The organism is Arthrobacter sp. Y81 (genome assembly GCF_002929335.1).
Taxonomy (GTDB): domain Bacteria; phylum Actinomycetota; class Actinomycetes; order Actinomycetales; family Micrococcaceae; genus Arthrobacter.
Window position 1 is genome coordinate 168,833 of the sequence record NZ_PJIL01000010.1, and the last position, 12,967, is coordinate 181,799.

At 63.8% G+C, this 12,967-nt stretch carries 14 protein-coding genes and 1 pseudogene; 8 read left to right on the forward strand and 7 right to left on the reverse strand.

Annotation, left to right across the window (positions count from 1 at the left end):
• The first annotated feature begins 250 nt into the window (after positions 1-250).
• From CXQ91_RS25300 to CXQ91_RS14925, 3 genes are all read left to right on the forward strand, one after another.
• Positions 251-499, forward strand: coding sequence for a nuclear transport factor 2 family protein (locus CXQ91_RS25300; RefSeq protein ID WP_258074003.1), 249 nt, complete (start codon positions 251-253; stop codon positions 497-499).
• A 203-nt stretch (positions 500-702) separates the two neighbouring features.
• Positions 703-1,158 (forward strand): hypothetical protein, encoded by a 456-nt coding sequence (locus tag CXQ91_RS14920; protein ID WP_146072346.1) that lies wholly within the window; start codon positions 703-705, stop codon positions 1,156-1,158.
• On the forward strand, positions 1,155-1,379 hold the full coding sequence (locus CXQ91_RS14925) for a hypothetical protein (protein ID WP_258074004.1): 225 nt from the start codon (positions 1,155-1,157) through the stop codon (positions 1,377-1,379). Before CXQ91_RS14920 ends, CXQ91_RS14925 begins: the two co-directional genes overlap by 4 nt.
• A gap of 116 nt (positions 1,380-1,495) precedes the next feature.
• Here the strand turns inward: CXQ91_RS14925 and CXQ91_RS14930 are convergent, their stop codons facing one another.
• From CXQ91_RS14930 to CXQ91_RS14945, 4 genes are all read right to left on the reverse strand, one after another.
• The gene (locus tag CXQ91_RS14930) at positions 1,496-2,209 is read right to left on the reverse strand and encodes a GAF and ANTAR domain-containing protein (protein WP_104174687.1); all 714 of its coding nucleotides are present in this window, start codon (positions 2,207-2,209) and stop codon (positions 1,496-1,498) included.
• 9 nt (positions 2,210-2,218) lie between these two features.
• A complete protein-coding gene (locus tag CXQ91_RS14935) occupies positions 2,219-2,923 on the reverse strand; it encodes a GAF domain-containing protein (RefSeq protein WP_104174688.1) in 705 nt (234 codons plus the stop codon).
• 664 nt (positions 2,924-3,587) lie between these two features.
• Positions 3,588-4,601 (reverse strand): DUF916 domain-containing protein, encoded by a 1,014-nt coding sequence (locus CXQ91_RS14940; RefSeq protein ID WP_258074005.1) that lies wholly within the window; start codon positions 4,599-4,601, stop codon positions 3,588-3,590.
• A gap of 213 nt (positions 4,602-4,814) precedes the next feature.
• A complete protein-coding gene (locus CXQ91_RS14945) occupies positions 4,815-5,393 on the reverse strand; it encodes a WxL domain-containing protein (RefSeq protein WP_104174689.1) in 579 nt (192 codons plus the stop codon).
• Between the two features lie 666 nt (positions 5,394-6,059).
• On the opposite strand from CXQ91_RS14945, the gene CXQ91_RS14950 reads away from it, so the two are divergent.
• Positions 6,060-6,845, forward strand: coding sequence for a TM2 domain-containing protein (locus tag CXQ91_RS14950; RefSeq protein ID WP_258074006.1), 786 nt, complete (start codon positions 6,060-6,062; stop codon positions 6,843-6,845).
• An 89-nt stretch (positions 6,846-6,934) separates the two neighbouring features.
• Here the strand turns inward: CXQ91_RS14950 and CXQ91_RS14955 are convergent, their stop codons facing one another.
• A complete protein-coding gene (locus tag CXQ91_RS14955; RefSeq protein ID WP_104174691.1) occupies positions 6,935-7,957 on the reverse strand; it encodes a LacI family DNA-binding transcriptional regulator in 1,023 nt (340 codons plus the stop codon).
• Between the two features lie 163 nt (positions 7,958-8,120).
• Here CXQ91_RS14955 and CXQ91_RS14960 point away from each other — a divergent pair, with 163 nt between their 5' ends.
• The 4 genes and pseudogenes from CXQ91_RS14960 to CXQ91_RS14975 form a co-directional block, all read left to right on the forward strand.
• Positions 8,121-9,056, forward strand: a complete 936-nt coding sequence (locus CXQ91_RS14960) for a dihydrodipicolinate synthase family protein (protein WP_104174692.1) — start codon at positions 8,121-8,123, stop codon at positions 9,054-9,056.
• Positions 9,057-9,172: 116 nt separating this feature from the next.
• Positions 9,173-10,471 carry an Nramp family divalent metal transporter gene (locus CXQ91_RS14965; protein WP_219816532.1) on the forward strand — a complete coding sequence of 433 codons (1,299 nt, stop codon included), beginning with the start codon at positions 9,173-9,175 and terminating at the stop codon, positions 10,469-10,471.
• A gap of 302 nt (positions 10,472-10,773) precedes the next feature.
• Positions 10,774-11,094 carry a GYD domain-containing protein gene (locus CXQ91_RS14970; protein ID WP_104174694.1) on the forward strand — a complete coding sequence of 107 codons (321 nt, stop codon included), beginning with the start codon at positions 10,774-10,776 and terminating at the stop codon, positions 11,092-11,094.
• A gap of 381 nt (positions 11,095-11,475) precedes the next feature.
• Positions 11,476-11,685 (forward strand): annotated as a pseudogene (locus CXQ91_RS14975) (VOC family protein); the annotation flags it as partial.
• Positions 11,686-11,779: 94 nt separating this feature from the next.
• Here the strand turns inward: CXQ91_RS14975 and CXQ91_RS14980 are convergent.
• Together CXQ91_RS14980 and CXQ91_RS14985 are read right to left on the reverse strand one after the other, a co-directional pair.
• On the reverse strand, positions 11,780-12,538 hold the full coding sequence (locus tag CXQ91_RS14980) for a maleylpyruvate isomerase family mycothiol-dependent enzyme (RefSeq protein WP_104174696.1): 759 nt from the start codon (positions 12,536-12,538) through the stop codon (positions 11,780-11,782).
• The coding region (locus CXQ91_RS14985; RefSeq protein WP_146072347.1) for a fumarylacetoacetate hydrolase family protein at positions 12,538-12,967 on the reverse strand (430 nt) is incomplete at its 5' end. The genes CXQ91_RS14980 and CXQ91_RS14985, both read right to left, overlap by 1 nt.

The window sequence follows — 12,967 nt, forward strand, 5'->3', positions numbered from 1 at the left end:
CTTGGTGTTTTACTGGTGTGAAGAACGGCCGCCGCTGCTATCCGCTGTCCCCTCGGGTGCCGACGAACACGAGTCCTTGGAGGTTCGGTGTGAGCGATCGAGACGACTTCATTATTTGGGTTGGCTCCCGACTCTAGGACGCCGAGATCGCTTTGCACAACGGGGATGCGGCTCCGCGGTTTGCGATCTGGTCGCGTGGGGAACCGGTCACCGTCCTGGGCGCCTGGATGTCAGCAGCGGGGCCGAGGAAGTGGGGAACATTTTCCCTCCGCTGGAAAGCTCCTTCAGGGATTGCACGGCCTACGCGCACGAAGTAGTCGCGGCCGACGTGATCGGGGACATCGCCGACACCGTTGGCTACGAGCACACGAGTGCCTCGGTGAACGGAGAGCCGAGGACATACACCCTCCGTGTAACCCAGGTGTACCGCCGCGAAGACGGGGAGTGGAAGGTGGCTCACCGCCACGCCGACACGGTGGTGCAGCCGGAAGCGTCGTAATCATGGATCTCAGGTTCCGCAGGCGCGGATACTCGGTCGTTCTGCCCGGACTCGTCATACTGGCCGGGGTCTTGAGTGGCTGCGGTGCCTTCAGTAACCCGCGTGGATCGCAGCCTACGCGGGTTGAGTTCATATAGACTCTGCGTGTTGCCCCGGACCCCGGTGACTCCCCGTAATGGCGGACGTCACAGGAGGAATTACCGATGCGAGGCAATCAAGCGTCTGGGTGCGCGTCCTTGCACCCGCACCACCAGTCCGGGCCGCTCGCTCCTGCGGCCCCGGCGCCCCCGTCGACTGCAGGACCCAACGACAGCCTCCCGATGCAGCTTGGCGTGAAACGGCGCCGCCCACCCGACCAGCGGCCCGACGGCGTCGTGGACGCAACTGACCTTGATGCACTGCTGCTGGAAGAGATCGAGCGTCTCACGGCAGAGCTGAAGGGACTGGCCGCCCTCTACGCTTCGCTCCGGTCCGCCCCTTCAATCAGTGCCACTGCGCGAGCGGTCGATTTGGACCAATCCCTGGAGAGAATGGCCGCGAAAGCCCTCGACATCCAGATAGTGTCCCGGCACGCATTTCTCCGGAGGCAGTGGCCGAGCGAGCAGTCGGTCTGGGCAGGCGAATTCAATCAGGAATCCGAGTTAGGAAAAGCAGAATGATCAGCACCATCGACGGCGGACGCGAATTTCTCATCGAAACCAATGACGCACATCGCCGTGACGAGTACCTGAACGCCGCAGTCGAAGCAGCGCTCCAATACGCGACGAAAGAGGGCAGGCACGGCATCTTGGTCACACGCCACGGCCACACTACTTTCACCGTGGCTGTCAGCGGAAAAGTCCCGTACGGGCAGACCTGGGAAGAAAACAGCCCGCAGTGACCCAACAGGTGCCCACGTCGCCAAATGTCTCCTCCCGAAACCCACAATGGCCCCGGGGGATCATGGCCACCTCCGGGGCAGTGGGTCAGGGCATTTGATGAGGCCCTGTTGGCCTGTTAGAGCCGTAGTACCCCGTTGATTACCGCGGTCGCCGTTTCTGGCAGGCTCCGGTTGTTGGAGCGTGCATGGCTGCGCAACCGTTTGAACGCCTCTTCCATGTCTACGCCCGCCGTGTGGGCTATGACACCTTTGGCCTGTTCAATGAGTACGCGGCTGTTCAGCGCGCTCTGCAACTGTTCGTTGACCAGAGCTGACTCCCTGATGGTGCGTTCCTGCAGGATGCTGATGGTCGCCACATCTGCCAGTGCCTGGCCGATGGACGAATCCTCCTGCGTGAGTGCGCCGGGGTTATCACCGAATAGGCCCATGGCTCCTATCGTGGTGCCTCGGACGCGCATGGGCACGGCCTGGACCGACCGGAATCCTTGGGAAAGAGCTGCGGTCCGGAACTCGGGCCATTTCCCGCCCATGGTCTCTATGTCCTCCACGACAACGATCCTTCCGGTCTGGTAGCACTCGACGCATGGACCGTTGCCGGCCCGCAGCTGGAGTATTTCTACCAGTTGGCTTCGTTCGCTCGTGGACGCGACCACCTGCAGATGTCCGTGCGGATCGGCCAGCAACAAGCCCGCAGCCGAAGCGTCGAGCAGTTCAACAGACGACTCGACGAGTGCGTGCAACAGCTCGAGCATGTCGTAGTCGGCAACCAGCGTGTCCGTGATTCTGACGAAGGCCGCGCTGACGCGCTCCGCGCGGCTTATGCTCACCATGGGCTCATATTACTGCAGCCCGGGGCGGCCGGGTGCCTCACGATGCGGAGCAAAACTAAGCCGGCCCTGCAATACCTCATCCGCCGTTTCACGCAACGTCCGGGCCTTGGCGAAAGCATGCGCGCGGAGCAGCAACAATGCCTCTGCCGCCGTAGTTCCTGCCTGGGCCAGAACCATCCCGGTAGCCTGGTGAATCTCCCTCCGGGACATCAGGGCTGTATCGACCGTGGGATCTGTGTCAGGTGAGTTCACGGACAGGACCCGACGAAGAAGATGCCATGCCGTCTCGTCGGCGATTACCGCTGCCGTTGACTGATCGGACGTGCTCAGACTCCCCGGCGTCGTACGGTGAAGTTCGACCACACCCAGGTCCAAGGCCCCGACCTTAAGGGGGAAAACAAAGATCGCTGCCACCCCCGTCTTTTCGAGCGCCTTGCTGAGGACCGGCCACGAGTATGGAAGCGGGGAATGAACGTCGGGGACCAGCACCGGCAGCCGTGTCCGCGCGGCCTCCCATCGAGGACCTTCGCCAAGGTCAAACTGCAGCTCGTCAAGACGGGTTGCGATCGCGCCGCTGGAACATACAAGCGTTTCCGCGCTGGCCCCGCCGAACATGGACACGGCGGCCCCGTTGACCGGCAAGTGAAGCAGAAACGGGGCGCAAAGGTCCACGCCATCACTGCCATCCGGGACCGAAGGGGCGAAATCAGGCATCAGTCCGTCCCCGCTCGACGAGTGCGGTCCTACTGGCGTGTCCAGCGTCCATTTTGAGCATCAGATCACTTCCCCCCGCCGCGGCAGAGCCCGATTGCACGCTGAACCGGAACAACTGGTTTACCGCTAAGAATAGTCCCCTCACTCCGAGCCCGCAGGCCAGCCCGTGACAGGTGCACAAGGCGCTTGCCTTCTATCTGCGGCTGTTGGACCTTCGGCATGTTTCGACCATATGGGCCAGCAGGGCCCTTTCCGGAGCGCCGTGGTCGGCCACACACTGACGCAGCCGTTGCTTGACTTCGGCGAGGGCTGGATCAGGATCGGCCAGAATCCAATCGATTATTTCCTGTGACTGCACCGCTAAGCGCGATTCCCCGGACTCTGCAGGCAATGGAACAGCAGGGCCGTCGGGAGATGCGGAGTTTGATGTGAGTGGCATTTTTTGCTTCCGGACGGCGGGCACGAACATTTGCGAAGCCAAGGTCCGGGGCTCACTAATGCAGTGTATGTCTGCAAAGAGGTTCGCGGAAGTGCTGTCGCGGAGTGCGGTTCGGCAACACGTCCCAACGGACGAATACGTCCCTAACTCCGATCCCCCTGCCAACGCGGGCACGCTGACAGTCACTGCTCTGGTGCAGGTTCGCCGCCCGTCCACGCGAACGGGTTAACGTGCGGGGATAGTTTCCGGATCGCGGGATTCGCGTTCCTTTTCGGTGATCTGGGCGATGGCGTGCCGCGCGCGGCGGACAAATCGGGCTGTGCGCCACGCACCGTAGGCGACGGCCAGAACGAGGAACAGTCCGGCGACTAAGAGTGGCCAGGGAGCGTAGACGACGCTGGTCTCGGATTGCTCTGTGCCGGCCTCGGAGGTGAAGGTGGCTGCTGCGGTGCCTGACTGAATAGCGGGAGCCTGTGCCAGACGGGCGTGAAGTTCGAGGGCGGACCCGGGCAGCATGCTTTCGGGTGTGTCGAATTTCAGCTGGGTGTTCGCTCCGAGCCAGCTGCTGACATCGAGCGTGGCGGACGGGTGCAGGATGGTATTGCCGGTGTTGTTCAGGGGCAGGGTGAACGTCAGCGTGTCCCCGGTCTTCTGCCAGCTCAGGTCGCCGTGTTTGAGGGTGCTGACAGCGGTGCCTGCGACGTTGAGGTAGATGCGGACTCCCTGACGCTGGATGACGTCCAGGCGGACGGCAGTGTCTCCGTCGACGGTGGAGGTCTTGCCTTGGATCGGAGGGCTTTGGATGATCAGCCCACCGGCGTAGTCTCCCGGTGGGGTTCCGGCGGGGACGCTGATCCTGAAGGGGACTTTTAGTTCTGAGTTCGCCGCAACAGTGATGTGGTCTTTGGCCAGTTGCACCCAGCCGCCTACGCCGGGGCGGGGCTCGTCCTGGTTGGCCAGCGCAAACGCACCTTGCGGGGTGCTGGTGGCATCAACCGGATAGTTGAGTAGCGTCACGGCTGTCGGAGTGTGGTTGGTGACGATCGCGGTTGCCTCGAGCGCTGCCCCCGGATAGAGGGAGATGTGGAAGAAGTCGGACTCGTTCGCAGGCCGGATTCCCAGAGCCCCGTTGTCGACCGCCGCCACCGGTCCGGAACCGGCAAGCAGACAAAGGGCCAGCGCCGCTGTCATCAGGGCGGTGGTCAGGGCCCGGCGGGGACGGGGAAAGGGAATCGTCATAGATAGTCCTTGGAACAGCAGCCGGATTGCCCGTTGCGGGGGGTGGGGCCGGCAAATTGAGCTGCAGACCTGGAACGCCGGCGTCCTGTGAACGACGGGAGGGAACGCGAAGGACCCAATGTGGTGGCTGTGCTTCGTCCAGGCTGGAGGCGCAACCGGCCGTCCGTCCTCCTCGGAGAGAACATCCGGCGGGCTGCACATCGAGCTGGGGCTCTAGGAGATGGTGTAGGTGAGGGTGGAGACGTAGGGCAGAAGAGCAGTGGACCCAACTGCGCCAAAGTAATTCGACCGGTAGGTGTTTGCGGGGACGGCCAGGCTGTATGTGGGCGTCAGCGCGTAGGTTCCTCTGTTGGCTCCCGCCGACGCCACGAGGGCCTGGGCCGACCCTGACATTGCCAGGGCCGGTGCACTGATGCCGGCGACAGGGTCGGCGCCGGACCCGGCGGTGACCGTGCCCGGGGTGATGGTCAGGTTGGAAACGGGGATGGTGCGTGCCGTTGTTTCAACGGTTCCGGCTGCACTGGTGGGGGCAGTGGCGGTGACCGACAACGTCCACGCTTGGCCTGTACCGCGGGAGTCTGAAATGCTCCACGGGGACGATGACGTTCCGGTGGCGGCTTTGTCGGTTCCGTCCAGAGTCACGCCGCTCAGGTTCGCCCCGGACGTGGTGGAGGTCAGGGATCCACCGGAAATGGTGGAATCGACCGTGTCCGCCGATGCAGCCGGAAGGACCGTGGTGAGCAGGATTCCGGCGGCGGCAAGGACGCCTGAGGCCTTGATGAGTTTGCGCATGGGATTTCTCCAAAGGTGTTGTGGATACGCCAAGAGCACGGGCCGTGATGTGGCACGACAGAGTGATTGAGATACGCAAGACCGTGCCGGTGAAAATCGTACGGAATAGCGAGGATCCGAGGGCGGGTTGAACAACCCGCAGCTTCCCACATCCGGCCCGCAGATAGGCACTGGTCTTGCGTGAGAGCAATAAGGAATTCGTTCTGTAGCCCCCACCATGAACGAACATCACCAACAACGAGGTGTATATGCGTCACTGTACGCTAGTCCCCGACTACATCTCCCGCGGGTTGCCTCGCGGCACCTGTCGTCGGAGCATTGACGCAGGTCGGAGGCGGTTTCGCCGGTCGATCAAGGTTATCGCGGACCGGAAGCCCCGAACCGTCGTCTAAACTTTTCGAAGCATCATCGGTAATGGGGGCAGCCGATCATGGATTCCCCGTGCTATGAGCGCCATCGGCCAACAGGAACGGGAATATAAGAACTATGAGTCACCCCAGTTACCCTCATTCGCCCCAGAATGACGCCGGAGCAGGAGCTCCCCCGATCCCGCCATCCAGCTTCGGCGGGCAGTACCCGGGTGGACAGCAGGGCGGCTACCAGCCAGGACCCGGTCCGGGCCCCTATGGACACGTTCCCTACGCCAATGGTCCGGGGAAGTCCTTCGTGACCACCTGGATTTTGTCCCTTCTCCTGGGCGGTCTGGGTGTGGACCGCTTTTACCTGGGCAAGATCGGCACCGGCATCGCCAAGCTGCTGACCGCCGGCGGATTCGGCATCTGGTCCATCGTGGACCTGATCATCACTCTGACCGGAAGCGCCAGGGACAAGGACGGCCGTCCGCTGGAAGGGTACCCGGAGAACAAGAAGATGGCATGGATCGTCACCGGCGTCGTCTGGGTCGTCGGCATGATCGTGGGAACCGTGGTCACGCTGGCAACCATTGCGTCCACCGCAGCCATGGTGGAGGAACTTCAGAAGTCCCCGGCAACACAGTCTGCCGCTGCAGAGGATCCCGCAGCTACCGAAGCGGCGCCCGCTCCGTCCTCGGGAACCGCCAACGATGCGAACTCCTTCGTGGTTACCGTGTCCGAGGGCAATACGGTGAAGGTCAGCGTCACTGACTCCGTCTATGTCACTGAGATTCCCACCCAGTCCTACATGAAGCCGAACAATGGAGGCTTCCTCCTGGTGGAGGTCTCCTGGGAGACGCTGACCGGAACCAGCAGCTCCAACCCTGCAAACTTCGAGGCATACGATGCAGACGGCAAGGAAGGCGAACGTATCTACCTGGAGGAGGGGAGCCTGCCGACCGAAACGAACAGCGAAGTTGGGCAGGTCCACAGCGGGGTAATTGCGTTTGACATCAAAAATGGTCCGACCACTATCGCGATCATGGATGACTTCGGCGACAAGGCATCGACCTTCACCCTGACGGCTCCGGTCGGTTAGTAGTCGGTCCTCGCCCGGCAACAACCCGCGGCCCCGTTGTGGGGCGGTGGGTTTTTGTTTGTGCAATACGGGTGTCGTGTTGGCTCTGCTCAGGCGTGCCTGGGTGGGCCGCTGGATTCGCGGGGAATGAGTGTCGGCATGGCCCGGCGTATGTGAGGTTCCTTGCCTGGGTTGACGATGAGGTCGATGGCGGTGCCGGCGATCTGGTCGAGGGGGACGCGGACGGAGGACAGGGGAGTCGGGAGCAGTGCCGAGAGCGGTATGTCGTTGTAGCCGACGAGCGCAAGGTCTGCTCCGACGGTGACGCGGGATCGGTGGGCGGCTGCCATGATCCCCATGGCGATGTTGTCATTGGCGGCGAACACGGCAGTCGGGCGCTTCCCGGCGTTTTTCGCCAGCAGGGTTTCCCCTGCCGTATATCCGTTTTCGATGCCGTAACCCGCGGCGATAAGCCACTCGTCCCGCGCGTCGATGCCTGCTTCTTCCATTGCCCGGCGGGCGCCGGCGAGCCGGGCGATGCCCGTGGAGGTGAAGACGGGACCGGTGACGACGGCGATGTCGCGGTGGCCAAGGTCGATGAGGTGGCGGACGGCCAGGTAGCCGCCTATTTCGTCGTCCCCCAGCGCTGACGGGCTCTCGCCGTCGGTGCGCAGCACCAGGGCGTGGGCCACGCCGCGTTTTCGCAGCAGCCGGGGGAGTTCGTCGTCGAGCCGGGCCGTGGCCAGGATGAGGCCGTCCACATTCCGGTCGAGGAGTGTTTCCGCTGCCCGGCGTTCGTCGTCGGGGTCGTCGCCGCTGGTGGCGACCATGGCGAAGTAGCCACGGGCCGCTGCAGCACGTTCGAGTTCCTCGAACATCAATGCCATCACGGTGTCGCTCAAGCGTGGCACGAGCACTCCGAGCGTGCGGGTTTCGCCCCTGCGCAGGCTGGAGGCGAAGGAGTTCCTGCGGTATCCGAGCTCCTCGGCGACCTTGCGGACGTGCGCAGCTGCCGCGGACCGGGAGGCTGTGCCGCGCTCGTCCAGTGCGCGGCTGGCGGTCGAAAGACTCACCCCGCTGGCGGCCGCAACGTCCCTGAGGGTGACGTTCGTGCCTGGGGCAGCCGGTTCCATGCGAATTCTCCTGTTCGGGGTGGTCTTAGTAGACACTCTATTTCCTCTTGTTCGGATCTTGCCCCTTGACAGTGACGTGGGCCACGTCGCAGAATGAAAACGTTCCCGCAAACGTTCTCACATTCTAGCGGGACTACCGATCCACAAGACAGAGGAAGCTCTCATGACCATCGATCTTCGCGGGCTCGTTCCCGCACCCGTAACCCCGTTCAACCGCGACGGCAGCGTCGACGTCGACGCGATCCACCGCCTCGGTGCCTGGCTGGGCAGCGTTGAGGGCGTCAAAGGCCTCGTAGTCCTGGGCCACGCCGGCGAAGGAACCTTCCTGACCCAGGACGAGCAGGCACTCGTCATTCGCGCGTTCAAGGAATCGGTCAACGGCGAACTGCCGATCATCGCCGGCATCACCGGCGAGGGAAACATGGTCGCTGCCTTGGAAGCGAAGCGCGCGGTTGAGGCCGGCGCCGAAGCCGGCCTCGTCTACCCGTCCCACGGCTGGCTCCGCTTCGGCTACCAGAAGGGTGCCCCGCAGACCCGCTACAAGGAAATCTTCGAAACGTCCGGGCTGCCGCTGATCCTCTTCCAGTACCCGGACGCAACCAAGGCCACCTACGACCTGGAAACCCAGCTTGAGATCGCGGGCCAGGAAGGCGTGTTCGCCACCAAGAACGGCGTGCGCAACATGAAGCGCTGGGACACCGAAATCCCGGTCCTGCGGGCAGCCTATCCTGACCTGCAGATCCTCACCTGCCACGACGAGTACCTGCTGCACACCATGTTCGACGTCGACGGCGCACTGGTCGGCTACGGCGGACTCGCCCCCGAACCCCTCGTGGAACTGATCGCCGCCGGCAAGGCCAAGGACTACGCCGCGGCCCGTGCGATTCACGACCGCCTCCTGCCGGTGACCAAGAATGTCTACCACCGCGGATCCCACATGGAAGGCACCGTGGCACTCAAGGAAGGTCTGGTCGCCCGCGGCATCCTTGAGCACGCCACCGTCCGGCCTCCGCTGCTTCCCCTGGCCGAAGGTGCCGGCGATGAAATCGCCTTGGCCCTGAAATCCGCGAACCTGGGCAGCGTTACCGTTCCCGCCTGATTTCCGGATCTCTCAAGGATGGCGGGCAACCGCCCGCCATCCTTATCCAAATGCTTTATTCTCCAATAAGGTCAACGACGACCCCCAGCGCCGCAGCTGGAGAAGGAGGACTCGCAATGCGCGAGCCGAACAAGACCACATCTGCAGTCAAGGAACAACCAATGCAGACGGTCACCCCCGATGGCGCATCACAGCCCGCGCCGCCGGCCAAGCGCCGGACCTTCCTCGGATACCTCGCCCTTATGGGCCCGGCCTTCGTGGTGGGCGCCTGGCAATTCGGGCCCGGCAACCTCACCACCGCTGTCCAGGCCGGCAGCCGGTTCGACTACAGCCTTGTCTGGGTCATCGCCGTCTCCACCGTCCTGATGATCTTCTTCACAGACATGAGCGTCAGGCTCGGCATCACGGCTCCCGGTTCCTTGATCACCGCCATCAAACAGCACCTCGGCAAATGGGTCGGCGTTCTGGCCGGCTTCGGTGTCTTTGGCATTACTCTCATGTTCTCCGTCGGAAATGCCGTCGGCTCAGGCCTGGGCATCTCGCTCGTGTTCGGCGGTTCCCCCGTTCTCTGGTCCGTCGTCTGCACAGCAGCAGTCGGCTTCGTCCTTGCCTTCCGCAACGTCTACGGAGTCGTGGAGAAGGCCCTGCTGGTCATCGTCGTCCTCATGGGAATTGCGTTTGTCGCCAGCACCGTCGTCGCGCAGCCGGACTGGTACCGGTCCATGGAAGGCATGGTCCCAAGCCTTCCGGCAGGAAGCGAAGTCCTCATCGTGGCTCTGGTGGGAACTAACTTCTCCATCAACGCCGCTTTCTACACCTCCTACGGCATCAAGGAAAACCGTCGCACCCGCGCCGACTACCGCGACATCACGCTCGTTGACACGATCCCGGGCATCGTCGCTCCAGGCATCATGACCGCGCTCGTCATCATGGTGGCCGCCGCCGTGCTCGGCAAGACGGGAGCCGAAGCCGGCACTATCAACGCCCTCGCCTCCGTCTTTGCACCCCTGGCAGGGCCCGTCGGGTCCATGCTCTTCGCCCTCGGCCTCTCCGGTGCGGCCTTCTCATCCATGATCGCCAACGCGACCGCCGGCGGCACGATGCTCTCCGACGGCCTTGGCCGCGGCGCCAAAGCCGGGTCACCCACCGCCCGCATATTCACCGGTGTCATTCTGGCCTTCGGCCTGGTCATTACACTTTCCTTCCAGGCGTCACCCGTCGGTCTCATCGTTATAGCCCAGTCCCTGACCGTCCTCATAGCACCCCTGCTTGGCGCCCTCATTATCATCATGGCCAATAAAACGGCCGTCATGGGCGACCTCCGCAACAAGTGGTGGCAAAACCTGTTCGGCGCCATCGGACTCATCGCCATCATTGCCTCATCGATCAGGCTGATCACCGCCCTGATCGGCTAAAGCCTGGAGACCACCAGCCAAGAACAGGCGGCGCCCTCACGCCAGCGGGTGAGGGCGCCTCTCGGGCGCGGCGATCAATCGCTGCCGTGTGGGCTCCGTTGAGTCGAAATGCAGCAGCCACGGAAATGGCTTCCATGGCTCTGCCTGAATGCCGGGCCGCCGACCGTTGTCAGTTGCGGGGGAGAGGCCTAGACTCAGCCCACAACCCCTGTCGGGGAGAACTCCAGGACCCTTCTCTCATCCGATGTTCTGGGCGTGCGGATAGGTTCGCGTTCTGGGCACAAGCAGAACAGGAGTCAGCCATGTCCAAGTATTTTTTCCAAGCAAACTATGTGGGCCAGGGAATCAAGGGTCTGATGCAGGAGGGCGGGTCCAAGCGTCGTGACGCGGTCGTCAAGGCCTTGGATTCCGTTGGCGGATCACTGGAGTGCATCTATTACGCGTTCGGCGAGACGGACGTTCTGGGGGTCTTCGAGGTTCCCGATCAGCCCAGTGCTGTGGCCCTTTCCCTGATGATCAATTCCACCGGCGCCGTGAATCTGCACCTCACGCCGCTCATGACGCCTGAGGATATTGACGCAGCAGTGGGCAAGACGCCTGCCTACCGCCCGCCCGGTCAGTAGCGGGGCAGGACGAATTCGAACCGGCTGGCGCACCGGGCTCATACGGTCTAGAGGAGTGGGTGCCCTGGCCGGTTCGGGGATAAGGCGCCGTCGTCATCAACATCGACCGCAGGAAGTTCACCGGAACCGACGGCGACGCGCCAATCGTCCACCTGGGCTGAGCCGGTCAGGATTCGGATAGGGACCTGACGCACGATGCGAGAAGGTCCCGCAACTGCTGCTGTTGGGTGATATTGAGCCCCCGACCCATTTGAGCCTCCACGGACCTTGCGGCGGCACTGGCGGCCTGCAGCCGCTCCCGGCCCAGGGGCGTGAGCTGGACGGGAAGGGTCCGGCCGGTGGAGGGCTTATCCGGCCGGGAGACGAGTCGATCCCGTTCGAGTGACTGCAGGAACCAGCCTCGACAAAGTCCCCCAGCCAGGAGAAGGCATTGCGCTCTGGCTGCGTGCGACGGACGCCCAGCAGCTTCATGATGATCTTGCCGCGCTCGGTACCCCGATCACCTCCGCGCCGTTTGACGGGCCCTTCGGGCGCACATTCACCTTCGCCGATCCGGACGGGTACAGGATCACGATCCATGACGGCGTCTAGATGGAACCGTCCCGATGGCTCGCCGACGACGAGAAAGGTCTCCTCGCTGAGGGGACCTTTCCAGTCCGGTGCCGGAATCTTGCCGAAGACGGGCTCAGATCCACTTTGGTGCGGCCGGAACCGTACCATTTGGGACTGCTGCGCCGGGTCCGGTGGCGGTGACGCCGCCGTGGCCGCGGCCGGCGGCCCATTCGACGACGGCGGGCAGCGGTCCGGTGATGATCGTCGGGTACTCCGCGCCGGTGTGGCCGAACGTGAGGTCGGTGTCCGTCACTTTGACCACGAGGCCCTTATCGGTGCCGCGGGTGTGCCAGGCGCCGGTGATGTCCTTGAGGAGCCGTTCCAGTACGGGTGCGGGGATGTCGGTGAAGGTGGCGCCGTTGGCGAGGTCAACGGCGTGGATCCAGACTTCGCGGGTGCGCATCCACACGGTTTCCTCGGCCGGGACGGTCCGGCCCTGGGCCGTTTTGACCTTGTGGTGCCAGGCGTCCTCGGGCAGGTCGCGCCATTCGACGTTCAGGTGCACGGCGGAGTGGTCGAAAAGGTGCCGCAACGCTATCGGCGAGAGCGTGGCCCCGAACTCGATCTCGTGGTTCCGGGCCTCGGTGGAGGCGTACATGGGTGTCTCCACCCCGGTGGCCGCCCATTCGACCAGACGCGCGATGGCGCGGGCGTTGTAGCCGATGTGCGCCGTGAGGTGGCGGCGGGTCCAGCCCGGCAGCAGCGAATCGCCGTCGAGCTGGGCGTCGGTGAGTTCGTTGAGCTTGCGGGCGAAGAACGCCGTGCCCCGGCGCGCCTGCAGCAGGGCCTCCAGGAGCGCCGGGTCCGTGGTCCGGTCGGTGCGGGCGGCCATCAGGCTTCCTTGATGACGCGGTTCTTCAGCTGGCCCAGGCCCTCGATGGTGGTGACCAGGAGCTGGCCTTCCTGCAGGTAGCGCTTGGGGTCCTGGGCGTGGCCCACCCCTCCCGGGGTGCCGGTGGCGATGACGTCGCCCGGGTTCAGCGTGATGATGGTGGAAATGTAGGAGACCAGGAACTCCGGGGTGAAGACGACGTCGTTGGTGGGCGTCTGCTGCTGGATCTCACCGTCCACGGCGGTGGTCATGAGGCCGCCGCTGAACTCGTCCCTGGTGACCAGGGCGGGCCCGAACGGGGTGGACTTCTCCCAGGTCTTGCCCTGCAGCCACTGGACGGTGCGGAACTGGAAGTCGCGCATGGACACGTCGTTCAGGACGGCGTACCCGGCGATGTGTCCGGCGGCGTCCGCTTCGCTGATGCGGCGG

Bases quoted from the DNA above. Each gene is read 5' to 3' on its own strand.
- CXQ91_RS14940 (WP_258074005.1), bottom strand. From the start codon at position 4,601: ATGACGATTCCCTTTCCCCGTCCCCGCCGGGCCCTGACCACCGCCCTG.
- CXQ91_RS14945 (WP_104174689.1), bottom strand. From the start codon at position 5,393: ATGCGCAAACTCATCAAGGCCTCAGGCGTCCTTGCCGCCGCCGGAATC.
- CXQ91_RS14980 (WP_104174696.1), bottom strand. From the start codon at position 12,538: ATGGCCGCCCGCACCGACCGGACCACGGACCCGGCGCTCCTGGAGGCC.
- CXQ91_RS14965 (WP_219816532.1), top strand. From the start codon at position 9,173: ATGCGCGAGCCGAACAAGACCACATCTGCAGTCAAGGAACAACCAATG.
- CXQ91_RS14925 (WP_258074004.1), top strand. From the start codon at position 1,155: ATGATCAGCACCATCGACGGCGGACGCGAATTTCTCATCGAAACCAAT.
- CXQ91_RS14970 (WP_104174694.1), top strand. From the start codon at position 10,774: ATGTCCAAGTATTTTTTCCAAGCAAACTATGTGGGCCAGGGAATCAAG.
- CXQ91_RS14935 (WP_104174688.1), bottom strand. From the start codon at position 2,923: ATGCCTGATTTCGCCCCTTCGGTCCCGGATGGCAGTGATGGCGTGGAC.
- CXQ91_RS14955 (WP_104174691.1), bottom strand. From the start codon at position 7,957: ATGGAACCGGCTGCCCCAGGCACGAACGTCACCCTCAGGGACGTTGCG.
- CXQ91_RS14930 (WP_104174687.1), bottom strand. From the start codon at position 2,209: ATGGTGAGCATAAGCCGCGCGGAGCGCGTCAGCGCGGCCTTCGTCAGA.
- CXQ91_RS14960 (WP_104174692.1), top strand. From the start codon at position 8,121: ATGACCATCGATCTTCGCGGGCTCGTTCCCGCACCCGTAACCCCGTTC.
- CXQ91_RS14920 (WP_146072346.1), top strand. From the start codon at position 703: ATGCGAGGCAATCAAGCGTCTGGGTGCGCGTCCTTGCACCCGCACCAC.